Origin of the sequence: Heliomicrobium modesticaldum Ice1, assembly GCF_000019165.1 — a bacterium.
Taxonomy (GTDB): domain Bacteria; phylum Bacillota; class Desulfitobacteriia; order Heliobacteriales; family Heliobacteriaceae; genus Heliomicrobium; species Heliomicrobium modesticaldum.
Window position 1 is genome coordinate 2,347,501 of the sequence record NC_010337.2, and the last position, 25,509, is coordinate 2,373,009.

Here is a 25,509-nt window from a genome sequence, read left to right on the forward strand (position 1 = left end):
CAATCGAACCCGGAGATAGCTGGTTCTCCCCGAAATAGCTTTAGGGCTAGCCTCGGGATTAGAATGCGGGAGGTAAAGCGCTGATAGGGCTAGGGGCCTTCACCGGTTACCGAACCCTGTCAAACTCAGAATGCCCGCATTTATGCCCGGGAGTCAGACGGCGAGTGCTAAGATCCGTCGTCAAGAGGGAAACAGCCCAGACCGACAGCTAAGGCCCCCAAGTGCCTGTTAAGTGGAAAACGATGTGGCGTTGCCCAGACAACCAGGATGTTGGCTTAGAAGCAGCCATCATTGAAAGAGTGCGTAATAGCTCACTGGTCGAGTGACGCTGCGCGGAAAATGACACGGGGCTAAACAGGCCGCCGAAGCTTCGGCAAGACGTAAGTCTTGGGTAGGGGAGCGTTCCTTGGGCGTAGAAGTTCAGCCGGAAGGCTGGGTGGAGCGCAAGGAAGTGAGAATGCCGGTATGAGTACGCGAAAAGGCAGGTGAGAATCCTGCCCGCCGCAAGCCTAAGGTTTCCTGGGGAAGGCTCGTCCGCCCAGGGTAAGTCGGGACCTAAGCCGAGGCCGAAAGGCGTAGGTGATGGACAACAGGTGGAGATTCCTGTACCACGTTGGATCGTTTGACCGATGGGGGGACGCAGGAGGATAGGTGAACCATGCCGCCGGTCGAGCATGGCCAAGGACGGTAGCGGAGCGATAGGCAAATCCGTCGCTCATCAACGCGAAGGTCTGACGGGGAGCGAACCTTAGTAGCGAAGTCACTGATTCCAGACTGCCAAGAAAAGCCTCTAGGGAGATGTAACGTGCCCGTACCGCAAACCGACACAGGTAGGCGAGGAGAGAATCCTCAGGCGCGCGAGCAAACCCTCGTTAAGGAACTCGGCAAAATGACCCCGTAACTTCGGGAGAAGGGGTACTCCGGCGAGCTATTTAATCGTAGCATCGAGGGAGTCGCAGTGAAGAGGCCCAGGCGACTGTTTAGCAAAAACACAGGTCCCTGCCAAACCGCAAGGTGACGTATAGGGGCTGACGCCTGCCCGGTGCTGGAAGGTTAAGGGGAGAGGTTAACGCTTTGAACCGAAGCCCCAGTAAACGGCGGCCGTAACTATAACGGTCCTAAGGTAGCGAAATTCCTTGTCGGGTAAGTTCCGACCCGCACGAAAGGCGTAACGATCTGGGCACTGTCTCAACGAGGGACTCGGCGAAATTGATCTACCCGTGAAGAAGCGGGTTACCTGCGATAGGACAGAAAGACCCCGTAGAGCTTTACTGTAGCCTGACATTGGATTTTGGTGTGTTTTGTACAGGATAGGTGGGAGACGTGGAAGCCAGGCCGCCAGGTTTGGTGGAGTCGACGGTGGGATACCACTCTGAATGCACTGAAGTTCTAACCTGGCGCCCTGAAGCGGGCGCAGGGACCGTGTCAGGTGGGCAGTTTGACTGGGGCGGTCGCCTCCTAAAAGGTAACGGAGGCGCCCAAAGGTTCCCTCAGACTGGTTGGAAATCAGTCTAAAGAGTGCAAAGGCATAAGGGAGCTTGACTGCGAGACAGACAAGTCGAGCAGGGACGAAAGTCGGGCTTAGTGATCCGGCGGTATGTGAGTGGAAATGCCGTCGCTCAACGGATAAAAGCTACCTCGGGGATAACAGGCTTATCTCCCCCAAGAGTCCACATCGACGGGGAGGTTTGGCACCTCGATGTCGGCTCATCGCATCCTGGGGCTGAAGTAGGTCCCAAGGGTTGGGCTGTTCGCCCATTAAAGCGGTACGTGAGCTGGGTTCAGAACGTCGTGAGACAGTTCGGTCCCTATCCATCGCAGGCGGAGGAAGTTTGACGGGAGCTGCCCCTAGTACGAGAGGACCGGGGTGGACCGACCGCTGGTGTCCCAGTTGTCGTGCCAACGGCAGCGCTGGGTAGCTATGTCGGGAGCGGATAAGCGCTGAAAGCATCTAAGCGCGAAACCGACCCAAAGATGAGACTTCCCACTCGAAAGAGGTAAGACCCCAGGAGGATGACCTGGTAGATCGGCCCGAGATGTACGCGCCGCGAGGCGTTCAGTCGACGGGTACGAATCGGTCGAGGACTTGACCTTTTGCGCTTTATCCGCTGTGTGGTTTTCAAGGGGCAAGCCCGTCTTCTATGCGGTTGATGCCAATCTCATATAAGACTAGGTAGAATCTCCTTACCCTTGTTCCTCGATAGCTCAACGGTAGAGCAACCGGCTGTTAACCGGTAGGTTGTAGGTTCGAATCCTACTCGAGGAGCCAGATTGCCGCGGGGTGGAGCAGTTGGTAGCTCGTCGGGCTCATAACCCGAAGGTCGCAGGTTCAAGTCCTGCCCCCGCAACCAAGACGATGAACAGGTGTCGAAAGAGACACCTGTTTTTGTTTTTTATGGTAATATCATACCGTAAGGTAGAGTGGAATTATCGTGCAGAATAAATTATAATCAATGATGGGGAAAGGGGTCGAATTTGTGGAGCATAAAATGCGGGATTTAGGGATTCCGCTCATGAAATTATTCATGTTATCTTTTGCCTTTTTCTTCCTCGTACAAACAGGGATGTATATTAGTCAATTGTCCCCTGAGAAAAGAAGTCAATTGGCGATGAACATATTTCCCTGGCTATTTGCCGATGAGGTTGTAGCCATGGTTGGTGAAGTGAATGACCCCATAGATGATGTGGATTTGACACAAGGTATCATCTTTGCGGAGCATCAGTCAGTCCCTGAAGATGATCAATCCGTCGCTTCCCCTTCCGGAGCTCCGATAGCCACACAGTTGGAGGAGGTAACTGGAAAAGAGGATCAGAAACCCGGCGGTGAAGTGCTTTTATCCCCTGTTGCGCCGGTGGCCAAGCGATCGGCCAAGGTAGCTTACTTGACTTTCGATGATGGCCCGAGTGATATTACACCGCAGGTCCTCGATATTTTGGATAAATATAAGGTGCAAGCCACCTTCTTTGTCATCGGCAGTCAAGCCGATGCCCGCCCTGATCTCATCCGTAGGATCCGCTCGGAGGGGCATCTGATCGGGAATCACACCTACTCCCATCGGTATCGCCAGATTTATTCCAGTCCAACGGCCTTTATCCAAGACTTGCAGCAAGCAGAAGAGGTTCTTCATCGGTTGCTGGACGAACGACCAAAACATGTTCGAGCCCCCGGCGGAACAAAAGGCAATATGTCCGTCGAATTCATCAAACGGTTGACGGAACAAGGCTATGTGCTTCATGATTGGAATGTCGATTCGAGGGATACGGCGGCACCTGTCGTTGGCGCAGAGTCCATCTATGGGCAGGTTTTGCGGCAGGTGGCCGACAAGGAAAAGGCTGTAATTCTCTTCCACGACGGCCCCGGAAAAATCTCGCTGCCGGTGGCTCTCCCCGCTATCATCGAAGAGCTGACGAAGCAAGGTTTTGCCTTCAAATCGTTGGAACATATTGCAAGACCGGTCGTCATGTATCAACACTGATCGGTAAGTGGCGTAGCGAAAGAAGGGCGGACCGTTTTTGGTTCGCCCTTCTGCACGTGCGCCCGGCATGGGCGATAACCCCCTTCGGCGCCCACGATTCGTTTGCCAAAAGACGATCGGGTCCGACAAAAGGCAGCAGAGGAGACAAAAAGGCGACGATCGTCAGGGAGATACAGAGAAAGCCGATGAGCCAAGCGCCTGTTCTCATGGCGAACCTTCCGTAAAATGTGATATAATGCTAGAAGGAATTGCCTTTCAAGGAGGGCATCTTGGTGTTTGAAGAAACCTGGGAATCGAGTGCCCAAATTCTGGTCGTGGATGATGTTGTGACCAACGTGGAACTGATGCGTTTGCAGTTGACCCGGGCTGGTTACCAGGTGCTTACCGCCTTTAATGGAGAGCAAGCGCTTGAATCCATACAACGAACATTGCCCGATCTGATCCTGCTGGACGTGATGATGCCGGGGATGAACGGCTTTGAGGTTTGTGCGAAGCTGAAAGAGGATCCCCATACGCAACTGATTCCCGTGGTTTTGGTCACCGCCCTTCATGAAGTGGAGGACCGGATTAAAGGGATCGAAGCCGGCGCCGACGATTTTATCAGCAAACCCTTTAACCGAGTAGAATTGCTGACGCGCGTCAAATCGCTGCTGCGCATTCGCAAGTTATATCGCCAATTAGAGAAGAGTTACCAGGAGATCGAATCGAAGAACGCCATTCTCACAGAAGAGTTGAGAATGGCTCGCCATGTTCAGCAACACCTTCTGCCGACGGGGTATCCCTCCATGGAACGATTGGTCTTTGAGGTGGCCTATCGACCCACCATCGAGATTGGCGGTGATTTCTACGACTTTATCACCGTCAACAAAGATGAGGTTGGCGTTTTTGTTTCTGATGTTTCCGGTCACGGTGTTTCGGCGGCCATGTTGACGATGGTGATCAGCACGATGATGCGGTCTATCACCCAAGAAACCCTGGCGCCGGGAGAGGTGCTTGACCGGTTGAACCTGCAGTTCGGAAAAATGGTGGAGGGCGAATTGACAGGTACCTTTGTCACGGCCTTCTCGCTGCTGGTCAATGAAGCGACCGGCAGAGTCCATTATGCCAACGCTGGTCATCCTAGTCCGCTTTTGTTGCGCGGTGACAGTGACGACGTGGAAAAGCTCGACACGGACGGTTTCCCTCTGGGCCTTTTTGATACGGCTGTGTACGAGTCGAGAGAGGTTGACATTCTGCCGGGCGACAAACTGGTCTTGTATACAGATGGCATCTATGACGTGGTCAACGAGCGCAAAGAGTGCTTCGGTTTCAGTCGCTTTGTAGACCTCGTGAAAGAGCTCCGATATTTGCCGGCAAAAAAAATGGCTGAGGCGATCATGGCCCGTATCAGCGCTTTCGCCCAACAGATGCCTCAACCGGATGACATCTGCCTCATGGTCATCGAACATTTGAGGTGATAGACGACTGAGTCCGGTCAGGTTGATACGGACGGAATCGCAGGATCATATGTAGTTCAGTGAATTCGTACAAAACTGCTTTTTTTCACAGTAAAAAGTGGCAAACCCCTTGCCGGCGGGAATGCCACTTTCTGACCGAACGATGGGTGATAGGATAAGGGTTCTACCGACCCGTTCCTCCTGTGCTTTGACTAGAGACGCCAGGCGCCTGTCCTTTGACAGCCGGGGCAGCCTTGGAAGTCGAGCCTGTTCCTTTGTTGCCGCCGGTAGCTGAGTTGGCAGTCGCAGGCGCTGCTGTGCCATTTCCCGAAGGTGTCGCCGACGCGGGAGCGGAAGACAGATCGGTTACTGGCGCGGCGATGGATTCAATGTGGCCCAGGGTCCGCGTTTTTTCGCCATACTGGAAGACGACGGGCTCTTTCCATTGAAGAGACTTCCAGTCTCCGCCGGCGGGCGCAGAGAATGGGACGATCTGATCGTTGATTTCCAGCCGGATTTCGACGGAATCGCCTGATTCTATGCCTTTTAAGTACTTTCCCTCCCCGAAGGCGGGGTAGGCGGCGTCGTAGTAGGCGTAATAGGCGTCCAGTGATTTGACGGTCAACCCTGCCGTCTCCGCCAGGAAGAGGACAACGAGGCTGAGCAGGATCGCTTTTAATCGCCAGTACCCGCTGTCATTCATGGGAGGACGCTCAGCTGCCAATTGATAGGTGACGCGGAAGGCCAGCACGGTGACAGAGGCGCTGAAGGCCAGGAAAAAGGCCCAAGTCAAATCCCGGTAGTAGCGTCCGGCGATGGTTTCCCAGTAGGTGGGAGGAGAGGATAGCTCCCAGTGGATATAGCTGTAGAAGCAAAGGGCGACGGCGGTGGCCAGGAGCCACCCGCCGGAAAGCAGCCCCAGGAGTAAACGCAAAGGGTCTTTCACCTTTACCCGTCGCCGGGTACGATTGCGAGTTGCCGATGATCGAGTTCGACGATGCAGTCGAATTCACCCCCGTAACGATTGGATTATCGACATTTGTCTCGTTATTCCTTCGCTACCCTGACAAAAACTCCTGCTTCGTGAATCTATGACAGCAGGAGACAATAAATTGTGGAAGGTGGGGGTTATAATTACGGCAGTCAATGTATTGCGCACGCCGCGCATCATTCAGACGGAGCGAGGTGATGTGACCATATTGGGTCCTATCACCGCTGAGGAGGTTTTACGTCATGACTTGGATGAGGGGCTGAGCGCCTTTCGCCCGCCAAAAGAACAGCAGAAAGCGTTGGCGGAGATTGCGGCGCTGCCGGAGGGACAGGTGATCGTCGCCATTCATGATGCGCGAATCATCGGCTATGTGACCTTTCATCGACCGGAAGAGTTTGAGCGATGGGCCCATAATCAAGTTCCCGGCATGCTTGAATTGGGCGCCATCGAGACGAGCAAGCAGTGGCGGGGCATGCATATCAGCAGCCATCTGCTCGAGGTCGCCTTCAGCGGCGGCGCCCTGGATGCTTATATCATCATTGCTACGGAGTATTACTGGCACTGGGACTTAAAAGGCACCGGTCTTTCGGTGTGGGAATATCAGAAGTTTCTTGAAAGTCTCTTCAATCGGGTCGGTTTGCGCCGGGTCGGCACAGATGAACCGGATATCCTGGCCCATCCGGCCAATATGCTGATGGCCCGCGTCGGGCCGTTGGTTCCCCAGGATACGGTGCTGTTATTCGAGGAATCGCTCTATCAAAATCGGTGGATGTTTTAACGGGAGGCGTTGTTTGGATGCTCGTTGAGGATATCATGGTCCGTCAGGTCTATGTGGTCGGACCGGAAACGACGGTTTTGGAGGCGCTGACGCTGGCGGAGCAGAAGCGCGTACGCCATCTGCCGGTTGTGGACGAGGGTCGGCTGCTCGGGATCATCTCCGACCGGGACTTGCGGGATGTAAAGCCCTCCATTTTGGAAGCGGATAATCTGGAGATTCTTTCGACTACTCGGGTCAAGGATATCGTACATACATCTATCATCACTGTTCACCCTCTCGATGCCATTGAAGACGCAGCGAAAATGCTCTACGACCACCGGATCGGTTGTCTGCCTGTTGTGCAGGCCGGGAAACTGGTGGGGATCATCACCACTACAGATCTGTTGCATGCCATCGTCGATATGTTGGGCATGGGGCAACCGGGATCGTATCTGGAGGTTGAAGTTCCTGATCGCCCCGGCGCGCTGCTTGATATCGCCAGGATCATGAAAGCCCACGGCGTGAATATCATCAGTGTTTTCGTGAACCCTGCTCGGCAGCGGAGCAGTCGGGTCATCGCCCTGCGCATCGCCACCTTTGATCCCCGGCAAATCATTCAGGAGATTAGAGAGGCTGGTTATGCCGTGGTATTCCCGATGGCATTAAAGGGGGAATAGGCATGGGAAGACCGCCTCTTTTGATTTACTCGCCCGACTTCCATACCTACCATTTTGGGCCTGAACACCCCTTCAACCCCCTGCGGCTCGAAGTGACTGTTGATCTGATCCGCCGCTGCGGGCTGATCGCGCCGTCCCAGATCGTGCCGCCGGAAGCTTGCACCCGTGAGGAATTGCGTTCGGTCCATTCGGAGGCGTTGCTGGACGCCATCGAAGGCGCCGGGGAAGGCAGGCTTCTTCCGGAGCAACTGCGTCCCTTCGGGTTAGGCGATGACGAAACACCTGCCTTTCCCGGCATGGGGGAGGCCACGCGCCTCGTAGCCGGGGCGACTTTGCAGGGAGCGAGGCTGATTATGGAAGGGGAAACGGACCATGTCTTCCAGATAGCCGGGGGGCTCCATCATGGTCACCGCAACCGGGCCTCGGGGTTTTGTGTCGTCAATGATGCTGCCATTGCCATCGCCTTTCTGCAGCGTCGCTATGGCCTAAAAGTGGCTTACATCGATACCGATGCCCACCACGGCGATGGTGTCCAGTCGATCTTTTATGATGATCCGACGGTGCTGACCATCTCGATTCATGAGACGGGTCGATACCTTTTCCCGGGAACAGGTCACGTGGAGGAGCGGGGGCGTTTTGAGGGCTACGGTTTTTCCGTCAACCTTCCCTTGGAGGCGTACACAGAGGACGATTCCTTTATCGAACTCTACGAGCGCGCCGTAGAGCCGCTGATCGAGGCTTTTCAGCCGGATTTGCTGATCACCCAGAACGGTTGTGACGCCCATTACCTTGATCCCTTGACCCATCTGGCGCTGACGACGCGCAGTTTTGAAGCTGTGCCTCGGCTGGCCCACCGCCTCGCCCATACCTACTGTCAGGGACGCTGGCTGGCGCTGGGTGGCGGTGGTTACGACCACTGGCGGGTCGTTCCCCGGGCCTGGTCGTTGCTCTGGGCAGAGATGAACGACTGTTCGCCCATCGAAGAGATCCCCAAGGACTGGCAGATGCGCTGGCAGTCGCAAAGCCCCGTATCCTTGCCATCACGGATGCGCGATGAGCCGGGCGAGTATCCGCCCATCCCGCGCCGGGCGATCATTGAGGACAAAAACCGGGTCACTTTACAGCGGGCCATGCGGGATGCTGTGGATTTGATTCGCGCTCATCGCCTGCCGTGAAAAGGTTTCGTCGTTTTCGCTCACCTTTCCAGGCAGGCGATATACCCCTTTGGGCAGACTACCAGGGAAGGGGGGTGTTGGTTTCCTTGGCAGCGCCTTTTTTACCGCTTTCCAAAGCAGAGATGAATGAACTCGGTTGGGACGCCTGCGACTTTATCCTGGTTACTGGTGATGCCTACGTCGATCACCCCAGCTTCGGGGCGGCCATCATCGGCCGTGTCCTTGAAAACAGGGGATATCGGGTCGGCATCATCAGTCAGCCCGACTGGCGGGACCTTCGGTCCTTCAAGGTCTTGGGACGACCGCGGTTGGCCTGGCTGGTGACGGCCGGCAACCTCGATTCCATGGTCAATCACTACACGGCGGCGAAGAAGCGCCGCTCTGAAGACGCCTACTCGCCGGGCGGCCGCGCCGGTTTGCGACCTGACCGGGCTAGCCTGGTCTACGCTCACCGTTGCCGGGAGGCTTACAAAGAACCGCCGATCATCCTCGGCGGGATTGAGGCCAGCCTGCGGCGCTTTGCCCACTACGACTACTGGGAAGACAGAGTCCGCCGTTCCGTGCTGGTCGACGCCAAAGCCGATCTGCTCGTCTTCGGCATGGGTGAGGAACCGATCACAGCCCTGGCAGAAGAACTTTCCCGGCGACGCTCAGGGGAGGAATTCATGCATCCTCTCGGCGCCAAGACGGCAGGAGTTTGCTACCTCACCTCTGATCTTGCCGCCATCCCGGGTGAAGCGCCGATCGTGCTTCCTGGCTACGATGAGGTGGCCAGCGATAAATGGGCCTATGCAAAGGCCTTTCAAGTTCAGGAGCGGGAGCAGAACCCTGTTGATGGGAAGACGCTCGCGCAGCCCCATGGGGAACTGTTCTTGGTACAGAACCGCCCCGCCCGCCCGCTGACGACCAAAGAGATGGACGCTATCTATGCTCTCCCCTTCGCGCGGCGGCCGCATCCGTCTTATGAAGGTATGGGGGGGGGTACCCGCACTGGAAGAGGTGGAGTTCAGCCTCACCGCCCAGCGGGGTTGTTTTGGCGGCTGCTCCTTCTGCGCCCTCACCTTCCACCAGGGACGGATCATCCAAGGGCGTAGCCACGAATCTCTCGTCCGCGAGGCCCGACAGTTGATTCGCTCTCCCCGCTTCAAAGGCTATATTCACGATGTGGGCGGTCCGACGGTCAACTTCCGCCGTCCCGCCTGCAAAAAGCAGGGGAAAGCAGGCGCCTGTCGCGACCGCCAGTGTCTCCATCCCAAACCCTGCCCAAACTTGGAGGTTGATCACAGCGATCTGCTCGACTTGCTGCGCAAGTTGCGCGCACTGGACGGGGTCAAGAAGGTATTCATCCGTTCAGGTTTGCGTTTTGACTACCTAATGGCCGATAAGCCGGCTCGCCGTCGCGCCTTTTTAAAGGAGCTCTGTGAGCACCATGTGAGCGGTCAGCTGAAGGTGGCGCCGGAGCACGCCTCTCCCAAAGTGCTCCGACAGATGGGAAAACCCAACATCGATGTCTATGAGGCTTTTAAAAAGGAATATGAACAGGTCAACAAGGAATTGGGCAAGGAGCAATACCTGGTCCCCTACCTGGTGTCGAGCCATCCCGGTTCTGATATTCATGAGGCCATCGAACTGGCCGAGCGGCTTCGCGACTGGGGCTGCCATCCCGAGCAGGTGCAGGACTTTATTCCCACGCCGGGCAGCCTGTCCACCTGCATCTACTACACGGGTATCGACCCGCGGACGATGAAACCGGTCTATGTGCCCCGTTCGCCGAAAGAAAAGGCCCGCCAGCGGGCGCTCTTGCAGTTCCGCCGGCCCGAGAATTATCCCCTGATCTACCAGGCGTTGCGCGCCGCCGGGAGGATGGACCTGGTTGGATATGGTCCGGGCGCTCTGATCCGACCGCCCCGCCCTGGCATGAGCGATAGGCGGGAAGACGACAGGGGTCCGGCGCGCAAAGGGAGCCGTGACCTGGCAGGGAAAAAGGGGACGGCCGGCGCCGTTCACGGGACCAGCAAGGCGGTCGCCGGTAAATCAGCCGGCAAGCGGACTGGAAAAGCAACTGGCGGCGTGTCCGGAAAAGGCCGCCGGTAAAATGCGCAGGAATGGATAGCCGATGGGCGGCAGACGTAAGGAACGGGCGGGAAGGTTGCTCGTTTTGACATCCCTGTTGCCTTTCGTTATACTAATAAATTAGCGAGCGAGCATCATCTTCAGCGTGGGGATGGATGGCGCGCTATTTCTTTTGCGGGGAAGGACGGAAGCGATTTTGACGATGAAGATACACATCACCAGCTTGGGCTGCGCAAAAAACCGTGTCGACACGGAAGTGATGATGGGATTGCTGCGCGAAGCCGGCTATGAATTGACGCAACGGGAAGAAGACGCCCACGTCCTGCTGGTCAACACCTGTGGCTTCATCCTCCCCGCCAAGGAAGAGTCGATCCAGACCATCCTTGAACTGGCCCGATACAAAGAGACGGGCCGGTGTCGGGCGTTGCTGGTGGCGGGCTGCCTGCCTCAGGGCTATGCGGGTGAACTGGCGGCAGAACTGCCTGAGGTGGACGCCTTTTTCGGCCCTGGCGATGTGCCTCGGGTGACGTCTATCGTCGCCGAGGTGCTACGGGGCAAGCGCTCTCTTGAAGTGGGAAAGCCGGATTTTCTCTATGATCATACAATGCCTCGGGTGCTCTCGACCCCTTTTCACTACGCCTATGTAAAGATAGCCGACGGTTGCGACAACCGCTGCGGTTATTGCGCCATACCGAACTTGCGCGGCCGCTTTCGTTCCCGCAGTGAGGAATCGATCGTTGAAGAAACGCGATCCCTTGTTGACCGGGGTATCCAGGAGGCATTGTTGATCGCCCAAGATACGACCTGCTACGGCGTCGACCGCTATGGCGAGTTTCGCTTGGCCCAACTGATCGGCAAATTGGCGTCTATCGATGGTTTGCGCTGGATCCGGCTCATGTACTGCTATCCTTCGCATTTTACGCCGGAACTGATCGAGGCGATGGCTGCCGAGCCCAAGGTCTGTCGTTATGTAGACCTGCCGCTGCAACATGCCGACGATGAACTGTTGCGGTCCATGAACCGTCATGCCGGTGTGGATGAGATCCGCCGGTTGATTCGGACTTTGCGGGAGCGCCTACCGGGGCTGGCCATTCGGACCTCTTTTATCGTCGGCCTGCCTGGGGAGACAGAGGAGAAGTTTCAACGCCTCCTCGATTTCCTCGCCGAGATGCGTTTTGACCGGGTCGGTATTTTTACATACTCCCGGGAAGAGAATACGCCGGCAGGTAAGCTCGCCGATCAAGTGCCCGAAGAGGTCAAAGAGGAACGCTATCACCGTGCGATGGTCTTGCAACAGGAAATTTCCTTGTCGATTCAACAGGAGTGGATAGGCAAAACGTTGGAGGTTCTCGTCGAAGAAGAGGTCGCACCTGGGCTCTACCGGGGACGCAGCGAGCGGGAGGCGCCGGAGGTGGATGGTCACATCGAGTTTAAAGGGCGCCACCGGATGATTGGTGAGTGGGCGAACGTTCGGATCACTGCCGCCAGCCACTACGACCTGATGGGGGAAGCGATCGATGAACCTGGCGAATAAAGTCACCTTGACAAGGATCCTCTTTGTCCCCCTCTTCATGGTCATCCTATTCATTCCAGAGGTGCCCTACCGGGAGTTTTTGGCTGCTGCCGTATTCATCCTGGCCGCTGTCACCGACGGTTTAGACGGTTATATCGCCCGGTCAAGAAAACAGATCACCCGTCTCGGCACTTTTCTCGATCCTTTGGCCGACAAGCTGCTGGTCACAGCGGCGTTGATCTCCCTAGTGCAGTTGGGGAAGCTGTCAGCCTGGGTGGCCGTGATCATCATCGGCCGGGAATTCGCCGTCACCGGATTGCGGGCCATCGTGGCGGCGGAAGGCCATGCCGTCGCGGCCAGCAAGCTGGGCAAGCTAAAGACCGTCTTTCAGATCATTACCATCGTGGCCATGTTAATCGATCATGTGCTCAGCTTTGTCGTGCCGTTGCCCGTTACAGATATCATCCTCTATCTCACCGTCTTCTTCACCCTCTGGTCGGGCATCGATTATTTTGTAAAAGCGAAGAAGTATCTGAAAAACCGCCTGGAAGCGTAAGTTTTCAGCGGTTCTTTTGTTTTTTTACCCCTTTGTCTTCTCGTTCCCACCTGTTCCCTAGTGAAAAGACCTATTCAAAAGCGTATAATCATCATATGAATAGTGCAAATAGGGACCTAAAAAGGTCCCTTGTTTTTTCTTGGGGAAGAGGAGGATGCAAGGATGAAAGGGATCAAACCGCTGTGGGTGGCGGTTTTCGCTGCCGTCGCCCTGGCGCTGCTCTGGGGCGTCGAATCGGCGTACAGCCGTTTTGGCGTGGAACAGCCCTTGAAACAAGCGATTGCCGCCGTGGCGCCTGGTGCTGTCGTGGAGAATCACAGCGAAGATACTGGAAAAAAGGTCGTCGAGATCTCGCCGGTGTTGGTCAGCGACCTGGGAGAGGCGCATCGCCAGTTGAGCAAGATCGTCAGGCAGCACCTGGGTCCGCAAGCGCAGGTTCGGCTGACTGACAACCCTGACGAGGTGAGCCGGAAACTCTGGGAACAGTTGCAGTTTCCTCTCTTTCAGGGAATTGACACGGGCAACTATACAGAGATGAAAAAACAGGTCGACGCGATCGGAGCTGGAGCCGTCCCGGCTCAGGCAGACATTTCGATTGATGATGAGAATGTATACCTGCGGATCGTCAACGGCGATCATTACCTCTACCGGATCGTGCCGCGGGAGAAGGGAGGCGACCGGCGATGAATCGATCCGATATCCTGCAGTACTGGAAAGAAGCGCTCCTCGGTTTCGGCGTCGCTTTGGCCCTCTTCCTTTCTTATCGTTTGATGAACCCATTACCGCTGTTCATCGCTTTGTCGAGCGGCTTTTTGGCTTACTTTCTGCTAGAACGGCAGGGGATGGGCCAGGGCGGCGGGCTGGGCGATTACGTTGCGCCAAGGGCTTTCTCTTTCGATGATATCGGCGGACAAGCCGTGGCCAAACGTGAATTGATCGAGGCCCTCGATTTTATGGTTCATAGCGCCGCTACGGCAGAACTGGGCATCCGCCCTTTGAAAGGTATCCTGCTCTGCGGTCCGCCGGGAACCGGCAAGACCCTGCTGGCCAAAGCAGCCGCCGCCTATACCGATAGTGTGTACCTCACCTGCTCCGGCAGCGACTTTATTGAAGTCTACGCCGGCGTCGGCGCCGGCCGTGTCCGTAGCCTTTTTAAGCGAGCGCGGGAACAGGCGAAAAAGCAGGGAAAAAACGGCGCCATCATCTTCATCGACGAGATCGATGTCCTCGGGGCCAAGCGAGGCGGCGACCGGGGTCACCTGGAATATGAACAGACATTGAACGCCCTGCTTGTCGAAATGGACGGTCTGAAGGCGGACGACCCGATCCGGGTGCTTCTGATGGGCGCCACCAACCGGCCTGACCTGCTCGACGCCGCCCTGCTGCGGCCTGGTCGTTTTGACCGCCAGATCCAGGTGGACTTGCCTGATCGGGAGGGGCGCAAGCATATCCTGCAGATCCACATGCGCAACAAGCCGATGGCGCCCGATGTGGACTTAGAGGCTGTTGCGCGGGAGACGATTGGTTTTTCCGGCGCCCAGTTGGAGAGCGTGGCCAACGAAGCGGCCATTCTCGCCTTGCGGGCCGGGGATAAGGAGATCAACAGCGACCAGCTGAAAGAATCTATTGAAAAGGTGCTCATCGGCGAAGCGGGCGATCGCAAGGCCATTGAGGAGGAGCTGTGGCGCGTCTCCGTCCACGAGACAGCTCACGCCCTCTTGAGCGAGTGGCAACGGCCTGGTTCTGTCGCCCGCCTGACCATCTCACCGCGGGGACGCGCCCTTGGCTATCTGCGCCAGGTGCCGCCGGAAGAGAAGGTGTTGGATACCTACAGCGATATGATCGGCGGTATCCGCGTCGCTTTGGCTGGTCTGGCGGCGGAACAGCTCGTCTTCGGCGAAGGTTCCTCCGGTGCCCGCCAGGACCTGCACAACGCTTCTCAATTGGCTTTGCGGATCATCTTGTCCGGTCTTTCTGACCTGGGGCCGGTCGACGGCAACGAAATCCCGGAGATGATCCGATTCCGCGAACTGGGCCGGATCATGAAGCGGGAGCAGGAGTTCGTCGCCAAGGCGCTGAGGCTACACCGGCACCTTTTGGAGGGCATCGCCCGCCGCCTGCGCGAAAAAGAAACCCTCTCGGGAGAGGAGTTTCGGGAACAGATGAGCGATCTGGCGAAAACGGCGTAGAAACTTTCAGGGGAAGAATGCCGATACTGTGCGGCATGCGGTATCATCCCAGGCACTCTTCCCCAAAGTGTGCGAAAAAGATATAATTGGAAAAGGAACGGGTAAATAATAAGAGGAAGCGTTCAGGATCGCCTTCTTCCAGCAGAAAAAGCGTTGGAATGCCTCCTTGAACCTTCCTTTTTCACGCCCCTCCGTTGAAAAAGCTTGATGGGGGTGTTATCATGATAAGCGCCGAAATCGTGTCCACTGGGACGGAACTGCTGCTGGGTCAATCATTAAACACCAATGCCCAGTACTTGGCCGAGCGTCTGGCCGGGCTGGGCGTTTATTGCTTTTTCCAGACGACGGTGGGAGATAACCCCGTGCGGATCCGGAGTGTCATCGAAAAGGCCCTCGAACGGGCCGATCTGGTCATTACCACAGGTGGGCTGGGCCCCACCCAGGATGACCTGACCAAGGAAGTGGTCGCCGAGATTTTCGGCTTGTCCATGGAAAGGGACCCTGCGGTGCTGGCGCGCATCGAGGCCTTTTTCCGGCGTCGGGGACGCCCCATGCCGGAGAACAACATCAAGCAGGCGCTGATCCCGGCAGGCGCCCGGATTATCTCGAACCACTTGGGAACGGCGCCGGGGATTATCGTCGAAGCTGAAGGCAAGACGGTCATTTTGCTCCCGGGACCGCCTTTTGAGATGAAGCCGATGTTTGAGGAGACAGTGGCCCCCTATCTGGCCGACCGGACGAAGGTCAGCCCCGGCGTCCTGCACTCGAAGACGTTGAAGGTGATCGGACCTGGTGAATCGGTGGTGGAGAACCGCCTGTGCGACCTGTTGCAGGCTTCGAACCCAACCATTGCATTGCTGGCCAAGACGGCGGAGGTCCATGTGCGCCTGACGGCGCGGGCACCCTCGGTGAAGGAAGCCGAGGCGATGATCGCCGGCGAGGAGGCTGAGATCCGCCGCCGTCTTCATCCCTTCGTCTACGGGGCGGATGAGGAGAGCATCGCCGCTGTGGCGGGGCGTCTGCTGGCCGAGCAAAAGCGGACATTGGCGGTGGCAGAGTCTTGCACCGGCGGCTTGATCAGCCATTTGCTCACTAATGTGGCGGGAGCGTCAGACTATTTTCTTATCGGCGTTACTGCTTATTCGAATGAGGCCAAAGGGCAGGTGCTCGGTGTGGAGAAGGCGATTCTCCGCCGTCACGGCGCCGTCAGTCCCGAGACAGCGCTGGCTATGGCGCGCGGCGTGCGCCGCCTTGCCGGCGCCGATGTCGCCTTGGCCGTCACGGGCATCGCCGGACCGGGCGGGGGGAGCGAGGAAAAGCCGGTCGGCCTCGTCCATATGGCGCTGGTCTCCCATGATAAAGAAGAGGTGGAGGAGCTGCAGTTCTTTGGGGACCGGCTGACGATCAAGGAGAAAACAGCCTTCACCGTCCTCAACCGGTTGCGGTTGTACCTGACCGGGGAGGGAGGGAATGCCGACCGGCCGGGGTAACCAACCGTAAGAGCAACACACAATCTGTCCCTCCGGATAAGAAGGCAGAGGGCACCCTACAAGAGGAGTACACCTCTTTTGCTAACTGTTGTGAGAAAGAATGAAGGAGAGCAAAAATGGTAGAAAACAAGAACATAGCAAACGATCAGGACAAGGCTAAGGACAAGGTAAAATTCGGCGAGATCGAGTTGAGCCCGAAGGTAGCCAAGGCCATCTTCGACATGGGCTTTGAAGAGCCCTCTCCCATCCAGGCCAAGGCGATTCCCGTTATCATGCAGGGCAAGGACCTGATCGGCCAAGCTCAGACCGGCACCGGCAAGACGGCCACCTTCGGCATCCCCATGGCCGAAACGCTCAACCCCCGCGACGGGCGCGTCCAGGCCCTCGTGCTGTGCCCCACCCGGGAGTTGGCCATCCAGGTCGCCCAGGAGATCAGCAAAATCGGCCGCCAAAACGATCTGAAGGCCCTCCCCGTCTACGGCGGCCAGTCCATCGACCGTCAGATCCGGGCGCTCCGCTACGGCGTCCAGGTCGTCATCGGCACGCCGGGCCGGATACTCGATCACCTGAGCCGTAAGACGCTGCGCCTGAACAATGTGCGCATGGTCGTTCTCGATGAGGCCGATGAGATGCTCGACATGGGCTTCGTCGAAGACATCGAAGCCATCCTCAAGGAAACGCCGGAGGAACGGCAGACGTTGCTCTTCTCAGCCACCATGCCGGGGCCGATCCAGCAACTGGCCCGCCAATACATGAAAGAGCCCGAGTTTGTCACCATCTCCCGGGACAAGCTGACGGTTCCTCTGATCGAACAGGTTTACTATGAGTGCAAGGAGTCCCAGAAGGTAGACGCCCTCTGCCGCATTCTCGATATGGAGGAGATCGGTTCGTCGATCATCTTCTGCCGCACCAAGCGGGGCGTTGACGAATTGGTGGCTGCCCTGGAGACGCGAGGCTATTTCGCTGAAGGCCTCCACGGCGACCTGACCCAGGCCCAGCGGGACCGGGTGATGAAGAAGTTTCGCGACGGCAAGGCTGAACTGCTCATCGCCACCGACGTGGCTGCTCGCGGTCTTGACGTGGAGAACGTGACCCACGTCATCAATTACGACATCCCGCAGGATCCGGAGTCTTATGTTCACCGCATTGGCCGGACCGGTCGAGCCGGTCGCAAGGGCATTGCCATCACCCTGATCAACTACCGCGAATACCGCCAGTTGAAGCTCATCGAGCGGGTCACCAAAGCCCGCATTCAGCGGCGTGATCTGCCCTCCATGGCCGATATTGTTGAGCGGCAGAAGGAAGCCCACAAGATGAAAATCGTCAAGCTCCTCGACGGCGGCCACTTTGGCGAATACAAGAGCATCATCAGCGAACTGGCAGAGGAATATGATCCGATGGAAATCGCTGCAGCTACCCTCAAATTGCTCATAGAAGGCCCTGAAGCGGAAACGGAGAAGGATGAAGCCCCTGAATTCGGCAATACCGGCGCCGAACCGGGTATGGTCCGCTTGTTCATGAACATCGGCCGCGCCCAGGGCATCCGTCCCCAGGACATCGTCCGCGCCATCGCTGAAGAGGCCGGCATCCCCGGCAACGTGATCGGCGTCATTAATATCTACGATAAGTTCACCTTTGTGGAAGTACCCGAGGACGTGGCCGGTCGCGTCATGGGCGTTATGCATCAGAATATGATCAAAGGCCGCAAGATCAGCGTCGAACCGGCCAAAGCCCGCTAGAACCGGAAGATGGGTCGGCTCGTCCGGCCTTTCCTGGTTTATGGGGGGAGGGGGAGCAAAGCATGCAATGGAATCGGCGCAACCAGGCCATCGCCGTGGTGACCCTTGTCTGCTTTTTCATCGGCCTCTCCACGACGGTCCAGTGGAGGACCCAGACGGAGATCATCCGTCAGTCTTCGGCCACTTCGGTCGATGAACTGACAGCGACGCTGATTCAGACGGAACGCTCCAAAGAGGCGCTGGCGGCGCAGCTCATGGAGCTGAAAGGCCAATTGGCAAAATACCGCGAAGGGGAGAATTCCAAGCAGGCCCTCCAACAGTCCCTGGAAAAGACGCGGGTCGCTGCCGGATTGACGCACGTCGAGGGCCCGGGGATCGTCATCACCCTCAACGACAGTCCCAAGGCGCAGCAACTGGAGACGATCCGTAAGGACGACCCGAACAACTACTACATCCACGACGCCTACCTGCGCGAACTGGTCAACACCCTCTGGACGGGCGGCGCCGAGGCGATCAGCATCAATGATCAACGGCTGATCAGCACCTCGGAGATCTTCTGCGGCGGAACAACCATCTTCGTCAACGGTGAGTACATCATTCCGCCCTTTGTCATCAGCGCTGTCGGCGACCCGAAAACGCTGACGGCCTCCGTCAATATGTCGATGACGACGCTCTTCTTGAAAAACCTGCGCCAACAGTATGGCATTGTTTTTGACGTTGTTCCCAGCGACCGTATCGACATCCCTCCTTACCGGGGAGAGGTTAAATTTCGATATGCCAAAGCGGTGCAGGATGACTAGGCGGGGACAAAGCCATGAATGTGATAAACGTGAAGATGCGGTGGAAAAAATGGCAGGTGGCGGCCACCATTGTAGCCATGGCTCTCGGTATCTTGTTGGTGACCCAGTTTAACACGGCCACCCTGATCGCCAAGGGGCGTTCCGAGATCCAAGAGCGGCGCAACTCGCTGAATGAGATCTTAGAAAAAATGGGCAAAGACAACGCCGCTTTGGAAAAAGAGGTGGCCCGGACCAAGGCAGAGATCGCCAAGTACGAAGAAGTGGCCAAAGGGGTTGTCGGCGCCGGTTTGTCCGATGAGATCGACCGGCTGCGCATCCTCACAGGCTACTATCCCGTCAAAGGTCCCGGCATCCGCCTGACCTTGGATGATCACCTCGTCCCCAACCTGCCGCTGGATATCTTTGATCTGATGGACATCGTCAACATCCTCCGCTACGGAGGGGCTGAAGCCATCGCCATCAATGGCCAGCGCATTGTCGCCAATTCGGAAATCTATGTCTCCGGCAACAACATTCTGGTCAATAAAACGCCGATCAGCAGTGGCCGTAATCATGTCTTCGTCATCGACGCCATCGGCAACGCTGATGAATTGTCCCGTTATCTTCAGGTCACAGACGGCAAAATCGCCAGCCTGAAAGAAAACAAGATCGATGTAAAGATCCTTAAACAGTCTGAAGTGGAAATCCCAGCCTACTCAGGTACGCTGAAGTTCCGCTATGCCAAACCTGTGCTTGAACCCCGGCGGTCGTCCGGTCTCTCTGCCTTGTGGAAAGCCGATTGACACCTCAGGGCCATACCAAGGGATGCTTTTTGATTGAAGAAAATGCTCATATTGACAATCTGTGCCAAATAACGGTATATTCATATCAAATCGACAAGGTTGGACAGGGGTTCTAATCGAAAAAGGGGGACAGGGACAGATGGCTGCTGGAGACAACAAACTGCAGGCGCTGCAACAAGCCTTGAATTCCATTGAAAAGGCCTTTGGCAAGGGTTCGATCATGCGACTTGGCGAAGCGTCGGCGAAACTCTTGGTGGAAGTCATCCCCACCGGTTCCATCGCCTTGGACATGGCGCTGGGCATCGGCGGCGTCCCACGGGGACGGATCGTCGAGGTTTATGGTCCCGAATCATCCGGTAAGACGACGGTGGCGCTACATATCATCGCCGAGGCCCAGAAGATGGGCGGCATGGCGGCCTTCATCGACGCCGAACATGCACTCGATCCGGTTTATGCGCGCAATCTCGGCGTCGATATCGATAACCTGCTCGTTTCCCAGCCGGATACAGGTGAACAGGCCCTGGAGATCTGCGAGGCACTGGTCCGCTCCGGCGCCATCGACGTGGTCGTCATTGACTCCGTTGCCGCCCTCGTTCCCAAGGCGGAGATCGACGGTGAGATGGGCGACGCCCATGTGGGCCTCCAGGCTCGCCTCATGTCCCAGGCACTGCGCAAACTGACCGGCGTCGTCTCCAAATCAAAAACCTGTTGCCTCTTCATCAACCAGATCCGTGAAAAGGTCGGCGTCATGTTCGGCAACCCCGAGACGACACCGGGCGGACGGGCGCTCAAGTTTTACAGTTCTGTCCGACTGGAGGTCCGCAAGGTAGACACCCTCAAGCAGGGCTCTGACATGATCGGATCCCGTACGCGGGTGAAGGTCGTCAAGAACAAGGTGGCCCCGCCCTTTAAGGTGGCTGATTTCGATATCATGTATGGTGAAGGCATCTCCCGTGAAGGCAGTCTTGTTGATCTGGCTGTTGACATGGGCATCGTTGAGAAGAGCGGCGCTTGGTACTCCTACAAAGGCGACCGGCTCGGTCAAGGCCGGGAGAACGTCAAGGAATTCCTGCGCAACCATCCTGCGCTGGCGGCGGAGATTGAAAGCATGATCCGGGGACGCACCGAAAGCGCCCGCCTGGCTGCTGCCGCCGCGCCGGCCGCGGGAGACGGTGAATGAGCACAGCCAGAGGTTCCTCAGGATTCGGCGGCATGGGTAGAAAAAGGAAAAGACCTACAGAGCCGGTAAAGCCAGAGGAGGCCTGGACAAAGGCCCTCCTCTGGCTTTCTCGCCGTTCCCTGAGTCGCCGTGAGGTGGAGATGCGGCTACGCCGTATCGGCCTTGCCGAAGAGAGCGCTGAGGAGGTTATTGAAGCCATCATCGAGCGACTTTTGGAACGGGGCTACCTCGATGACAGCCGATTCGCCCGATCTTTCGTGCGCTACCGCGTAGAAACATCCTCCACGGGTTCCCAGCGGTTGATACGAGACCTGGCTGTTCGGGGCATCGAGGAAGAGGCTGCGAAGGCTGTCATCGATGAGTTCCTCCCGGGAGCGGAAGAGGAAGCGCGGGCGCGCAGGCTTGCAGAAAAAAAGCTGGACGAGTGGGCGCGTTCGGGGCGCTTTTCAAAGGTAAAGGACAACGCCGATTCCGGTCGCGCCAACATGGATGTGCCGGGCCTGCGGCGGGAACTGGTCGCCCGCCTGGGACGGCACTTGCAGCAGAAGGGATTCCCCCTTTCACTGATCTACCGGCTTCTTGACAGCCTGGAGGCGGAAGGGCGGTTCACTTTTGATGTTTAGGCAATGTGCCGGTGCCGCTGATGAGGACGTGGACAACTTGACACAATATATGAAAAATATTAAAATGGTTAAAGGGAAGTAATAGGTTTTTGTGGAGTTGTTCACGCCGCTTGTGACAGGCGTTTCTTATATATTACATTCAACAGCGTTCCCTACGTGTGAGGATATAGGAGCATCTCGCCCCTCTCCGGGTGCTGTGATTGGCATATAAGAAGATAGGCGTCACCGCCTCCTTTTGGCAGGCTGTGAGTCATTGAGCCATAAGTACAGGTGGAATGAATCCTCCCAAAACCGAGTTTCTTCTCGGTTTTTTCTATTTTGCCAACTACATTATTTATCGTTAAGCGGAAAAGCGAGGAGGTGAAAATGTAAGTGGAATGGATTATTGCCGGCTTATTGGCCGTCATCGCTTTTGTGGGCGGGATTTTTTACCGCAAGTCTATCGCGGAGGGGAAAATCGGATCTGCTGAAGACCGGGCGCGCCAGATCGTAGATGACGCCGTGAAAGAGGCGGAAGCGAAACGCCGTGAGGCGGTCCTGGCCGCCAAGGACGAGGTTCACCAGATGCGCATCGAAGCCGAACGGGAAAACCGGGAACGGCGCAACGAGTTGCAGCGTCTGGAACGTCGTCTGTTGCAAAAGGAAGAGTCCCTGGATCGGAAGATGGAATCGATGGAGCGCAAGGAAGACAACCTGCAGCGCCGCGAAGATGAAATCGAAAAACTCCGAGCCGGGCTGGCGGAAACGCTGCAAAAGCAGGTGGCGGAACTGGAACGGCTGTCCGGATTGACCTCGGAAGAGGCGCGGACGTTGCTCCTGTCCAACATTGAAGACGAGGTCAAGCATGAAGCGGCCATGATGATCAAGACGATCGAGAACCAGGCCAAAGAAGAAGCGGAAAAGCGCGCCCGCGAGATCATCTCGTTGGCCATTCAGCGTTGCGCCGCCGACCACGTGGCTGAATCGACCGTCTCTGTTGTGGCTTTGCCCAATGATGAGATGAAGGGCCGCATCATCGGACGTGAAGGACGGAACATTCGGACCCTGGAGACGCTGACGGGGATCGATCTGATCATCGATGACACGCCGGAGGCGGTCATTCTCTCCGGTTTTGATCCCATTCGCCGCGAGGTGGCGCGGATCGCCCTGGAGAAGTTGATCCTGGACGGGCGGATTCACCCAGCTCGGATTGAAGAAATGGTCGAGAAGGCTCAAAAAGAAGTGGAAACACGCATCCGCGAGGAAGGCGAACAGGCCACCTTTGAGACGGGCATTCACGGTCTCCATCCCGAACTCATCAAACTCCTGGGCAGGTTGCGCTGGCGCACCTCCTACGGGCAGAACGTGCTCAAACACTCCATCGAGGTGGCTCACTTGGCTGGCCTGATGGCTGCAGAATTGGGCGCTGATCCTATCCTGGCTCGCCGTGCCGGTCTGCTGCATGACATCGGTAAGGCCGTCGACCATGAGATGGAAGGCAACCACGTCAGCATCGGCATCGACCTGGCCAAGAAGTATCGCGAATCGCGGGAGGTCATCCACTGTATTGCCGCCCACCATGGCGACGAAGAGCCGCGTACCATCGAGGCCGTTCTTGTGGCGGCGGCGGATGCCGTATCGGCCGCCCGACCGGGCGCCCGCAGAGAGACCCTCGAATCTTATATCAAGCGTTTGCAAAAGCTTGAAGAGATTGCCGACTCCTTTGAAGGTGTTGAGAAAGCCTTCGCCATCCAGGCCGGACGTGAGATCCGCATCATGGTCAAACCGGACAAGGTTGACGATGCTGAGTCGCTCCGTGTCGCCCGGGAAATTGTCAAAAGGATTGAATCTGAACTGGAATATCCCGGTCAAATCAAAGTCGTCGTCATCCGCGAAACCAGAGCGGTTGACTACGCCAAGTAAACCGTTGTCGAGCGAAGGCCGATCCGCTGCGGGTCGGCCTTCCTGTTTTGCCAGCAGCTTTCCCAGGTTCGCGGACGAATAGGGAAGGATTTTGCCATCCTATGTAGAAACAATTCACATTCGAAAGCCGCGAGGAGTGACCCTTTTGAGCTTACGTTTTAAACAGGGGCCGGAAGTAAACGGCAGCATGGGACTGCTTATCTCGATCCTGGTCCGCTATCCGGAAGTAGGTACCGTCAATTACGACCCGGCGCGCCGGGTTTTAAAGTTCACTTTTCTCCTGCAGCGCGAGAGCGTCAAGGACAAACTGCCCGCTATCGCCCAGGGCGTCAAAACAGCCCTGGAGGTCTTTCACGAACTGGAGGGACTCTCTCCGTTGGTGACATCGGTGGAACCTCGCCTCGGAGACGGATTGGCCAGCCTGGAGGTCCACCGCGATGTGGAAAGCCTCTCGCTGAACGAGATCGCCCTTCTGATCGACCTCTTAAACCAGCAGGCCGGTCAGGTGATCCTTTCGGAAGATGAGGGGGAAGCCTTGCAGGAAGAGGAGCGGTTGTGGCAGGAAGAACTCATCTCCCATATGCTGGACAGCCTAAAAAGCGGCGGCTATGACCAACAGGTTTACGCCTTCCGGGAGGAGGGCCGGGTTATGGTCTACAATAAGTGATACCGGTCACCGCTTCGGACATAGCCCAATCAGGATCAAGGGAAACTGTGGTTGACAGCAGCCACAGTTTCCTGCATAGTGGGGAGATACAGCGAAAAAAAGACTACGTTGGGGGCCGAAGAGTTTTGCGCATTCTGTTTATCGGTGATATTGTCGGCAAGCCGGGACGGCGGGCCGTGGAATTGATGGTGCCCAAGTTGGTGCGGGAACGGGCGATCGATTTCGTCATCGCCAATGGTGAAAACGCTGCCGGCGGTAACGGCATCACCCGTGAGATCACCCATGAATTGCTCGACCGGGGGATCCATGTATTGACGATGGGCAACCACGTCTGGGACAAACGGGAGATCATGGACTTTATCGACAGCGAGCCGCGCCTCATCCGTCCGGCCAACTACCCCATGGGCGCGCCTGGGCGGGGCTGGGGTTTGTTCACGTTGCCGAATGGAAAAAGGATCGCCGTAGGCAATTTTTGCGGCCGCGTCTTCCTTGACAACTTGGACTGCCCCTTTTACGCTGTAGGTCGCATGCTGGAATCGCTGCACGGTCAGACCGATTACGTATTCATCGATTTTCACGCCGAGGCCACCTCGGAAAAGGTTGCCTTCGGCTGGCACCTGGATGGGCGCGCGGCGGCGGTGGTGGGCACTCATACGCATGTGCAGACGGCCGATGAGTGTATCCTGCCCGGCGGGACTGCCTATATCAGCGATGTAGGGATGACAGGTCCCCGCGACTCTGTGTTGGGCGTGAAAAGAGAGGCGATCCTGCGCAAATTTATCACCGGCTTGCCGGTCCGCTTCGAGACGGCCACAGGACCTTTGCAGTTTTGCGCCGTCATCATCACCCTTGGCGCCAAGGGGAAAGCGACGAAGATCGAGCGGGTCTTTGAGCGGTTTGATGGCTGAGCGAAAAATCTGATAGAAGCGAAGAATATAAGCAAACAGTAAAAGAGCGCAAAGGGCGTCCGTCTACAGCAGACGCCCTTTGTCCATTTTGGATCAATATTAACAGGATAAAAATGGAGAAAAAATAGATTGAAAAAAAACAATTTTCGGTGTACTCTAGAAACACACATTAGTGGAAATTACAAGAAAATTACAGCAGGGAGGCCGTTGACATGGAAGTGCTCAAAGTATCAGCCAAATCCAGCCCCAACCGAGTGGCCGGTGCCTTGGCCGGCGTCTTACGAGAGCGAGGCGGCGCCGAGATTCAGGCCATCGGGGCGGGCGCCTTGAACCAGGCAGTCAAAGCGGTGGCGATCGCACGCGGCTTTGAAGCCCCCCGGGGCGTAGACCTCATCTGCATCCCAGCCTTCACGGATATCCAGATCGACGGGGAAGAGCGGACGGCGATCAAACTGATCGTGGAACCGCGCTGAGAACGCGAAAGGCCGTATACATAAGCAAAGGTCACCTGCCTCTTGTGGGCAGGTCTCTTACTTTCTGGGGGCTTGTCTATCTCTTTGGTATCCCACGCCATC

At 56.8% G+C, this 25,509-nt stretch carries 20 protein-coding genes, 2 tRNA genes, 1 rRNA gene and 1 pseudogene (1 of these 24 only partly in view); 23 read left to right on the plus strand and 1 reads right to left on the minus strand.

The window, feature by feature from the left end:
• The 5 genes from HM1_RS10785 to HM1_RS10805 form a co-directional block, all read left to right on the plus strand.
• A 23S ribosomal RNA gene (locus HM1_RS10785) occupies positions 1-2,094 on the plus strand; it begins 820 nt to the left of the window's first position.
• Between the two features lie 100 nt (positions 2,095-2,194).
• Positions 2,195-2,269, plus strand: a tRNA-Asn gene (locus HM1_RS10790).
• A gap of 6 nt (positions 2,270-2,275) precedes the next feature.
• Positions 2,276-2,351 (plus strand) — tRNA-Met (locus HM1_RS10795).
• A 126-nt stretch (positions 2,352-2,477) separates the two neighbouring features.
• Positions 2,478-3,476 (plus strand): polysaccharide deacetylase family protein, encoded by a 999-nt coding sequence (locus HM1_RS10800; RefSeq protein WP_187147775.1) that lies wholly within the window; start codon positions 2,478-2,480, stop codon positions 3,474-3,476.
• Between the two features lie 272 nt (positions 3,477-3,748).
• Positions 3,749-4,933, plus strand: coding sequence for a PP2C family protein-serine/threonine phosphatase (locus tag HM1_RS10805; RefSeq protein WP_012283409.1), 1,185 nt, complete (start codon positions 3,749-3,751; stop codon positions 4,931-4,933).
• Between the two features lie 163 nt (positions 4,934-5,096).
• On the opposite strand, the gene HM1_RS10810 is transcribed toward HM1_RS10805, so the two are convergent.
• Complete coding sequence (locus tag HM1_RS10810; RefSeq protein WP_041313780.1) at positions 5,097-5,846, minus strand: hypothetical protein; 750 nt, start codon at positions 5,844-5,846, stop codon at positions 5,097-5,099.
• 187 nt (positions 5,847-6,033) lie between these two features.
• Between HM1_RS10810 and HM1_RS10815 the strand changes: the two genes are divergently transcribed.
• The 18 genes and pseudogenes from HM1_RS10815 to spoVS all read left to right on the plus strand — a co-directional run bounded on the left by HM1_RS10815 (position 6,034) and on the right by spoVS (position 25,407).
• Positions 6,034-6,681 (plus strand): GNAT family N-acetyltransferase, encoded by a 648-nt coding sequence (locus HM1_RS10815; RefSeq protein WP_335324185.1) that lies wholly within the window; start codon positions 6,034-6,036, stop codon positions 6,679-6,681.
• Between the two features lie 17 nt (positions 6,682-6,698).
• Complete coding sequence (locus HM1_RS10820; protein ID WP_012283413.1) at positions 6,699-7,337, plus strand: CBS and ACT domain-containing protein; 639 nt, start codon at positions 6,699-6,701, stop codon at positions 7,335-7,337.
• Positions 7,338-7,339: 2 nt separating this feature from the next.
• Positions 7,340-8,512, plus strand: a complete 1,173-nt coding sequence (locus HM1_RS10825) for an acetoin utilization protein AcuC (protein WP_012283414.1) — start codon at positions 7,340-7,342, stop codon at positions 8,510-8,512.
• 122 nt (positions 8,513-8,634) lie between these two features.
• Positions 8,635-10,606: pseudogene (locus HM1_RS10830) on the plus strand (YgiQ family radical SAM protein).
• 130 nt (positions 10,607-10,736) lie between these two features.
• On the plus strand, positions 10,737-12,119 hold the full coding sequence (rimO, locus tag HM1_RS10835; protein ID WP_012283416.1) for a 30S ribosomal protein S12 methylthiotransferase RimO: 1,383 nt from the start codon (positions 10,737-10,739) through the stop codon (positions 12,117-12,119).
• The gene (pgsA, locus tag HM1_RS10840) at positions 12,103-12,654 is read left to right on the plus strand and encodes a CDP-diacylglycerol--glycerol-3-phosphate 3-phosphatidyltransferase (protein ID WP_012283417.1); all 552 of its coding nucleotides are present in this window, start codon (positions 12,103-12,105) and stop codon (positions 12,652-12,654) included. Before rimO ends, pgsA begins: the two co-directional genes overlap by 17 nt.
• A 162-nt stretch (positions 12,655-12,816) precedes the next feature.
• Complete coding sequence (locus tag HM1_RS10845) at positions 12,817-13,341, plus strand: hypothetical protein (protein ID WP_012283418.1); 525 nt, start codon at positions 12,817-12,819, stop codon at positions 13,339-13,341.
• Entirely contained in the window at positions 13,338-14,843 is a 1,506-nt protein-coding gene (locus HM1_RS10850; protein WP_012283419.1) for an AAA family ATPase, read from the plus strand. The genes HM1_RS10845 and HM1_RS10850 overlap by 4 nt, the downstream gene beginning before the upstream one ends.
• A gap of 221 nt (positions 14,844-15,064) precedes the next feature.
• A complete protein-coding gene (locus HM1_RS10855) occupies positions 15,065-16,333 on the plus strand; it encodes a competence/damage-inducible protein A (RefSeq protein WP_012283420.1) in 1,269 nt (422 codons plus the stop codon).
• Between the two features lie 116 nt (positions 16,334-16,449).
• Positions 16,450-18,072, plus strand: a complete 1,623-nt coding sequence (locus tag HM1_RS10860) for a DEAD/DEAH box helicase (RefSeq protein ID WP_012283421.1) — start codon at positions 16,450-16,452, stop codon at positions 18,070-18,072.
• Positions 18,073-18,134: 62 nt separating this feature from the next.
• Positions 18,135-18,872 (plus strand): DUF881 domain-containing protein, encoded by a 738-nt coding sequence (locus tag HM1_RS10865; protein ID WP_012283422.1) that lies wholly within the window; start codon positions 18,135-18,137, stop codon positions 18,870-18,872.
• Positions 18,873-18,886: 14 nt separating this feature from the next.
• Positions 18,887-19,654: a DUF881 domain-containing protein gene (locus HM1_RS10870; protein WP_041313788.1), complete on the plus strand. Its 768-nt coding sequence runs from the start codon at positions 18,887-18,889 to the stop codon at positions 19,652-19,654.
• Between the two features lie 139 nt (positions 19,655-19,793).
• The gene (gene recA, locus HM1_RS10875) at positions 19,794-20,834 is read left to right on the plus strand and encodes a recombinase RecA (protein WP_012283424.1); all 1,041 of its coding nucleotides are present in this window, start codon (positions 19,794-19,796) and stop codon (positions 20,832-20,834) included.
• A complete protein-coding gene (locus HM1_RS10880; RefSeq protein ID WP_083765225.1) occupies positions 20,831-21,457 on the plus strand; it encodes a regulatory protein RecX in 627 nt (208 codons plus the stop codon). Before recA ends, HM1_RS10880 begins: the two co-directional genes overlap by 4 nt.
• Before the next feature lie 372 nt (positions 21,458-21,829).
• On the plus strand, positions 21,830-23,359 hold the full coding sequence (rny, locus tag HM1_RS10885; protein WP_012283426.1) for a ribonuclease Y: 1,530 nt from the start codon (positions 21,830-21,832) through the stop codon (positions 23,357-23,359).
• 145 nt (positions 23,360-23,504) lie between these two features.
• On the plus strand, positions 23,505-24,026 hold the full coding sequence (locus tag HM1_RS10890; RefSeq protein ID WP_012283427.1) for a hypothetical protein: 522 nt from the start codon (positions 23,505-23,507) through the stop codon (positions 24,024-24,026).
• 125 nt (positions 24,027-24,151) lie between these two features.
• Positions 24,152-24,934 (plus strand): TIGR00282 family metallophosphoesterase, encoded by a 783-nt coding sequence (locus HM1_RS10895; protein WP_012283428.1) that lies wholly within the window; start codon positions 24,152-24,154, stop codon positions 24,932-24,934.
• Positions 24,935-25,146: 212 nt separating this feature from the next.
• Positions 25,147-25,407: a stage V sporulation protein SpoVS gene (gene spoVS / locus HM1_RS10900; RefSeq protein WP_012283429.1), complete on the plus strand. Its 261-nt coding sequence runs from the start codon at positions 25,147-25,149 to the stop codon at positions 25,405-25,407.
• Positions 25,408-25,509 lie beyond the last annotated feature (102 nt).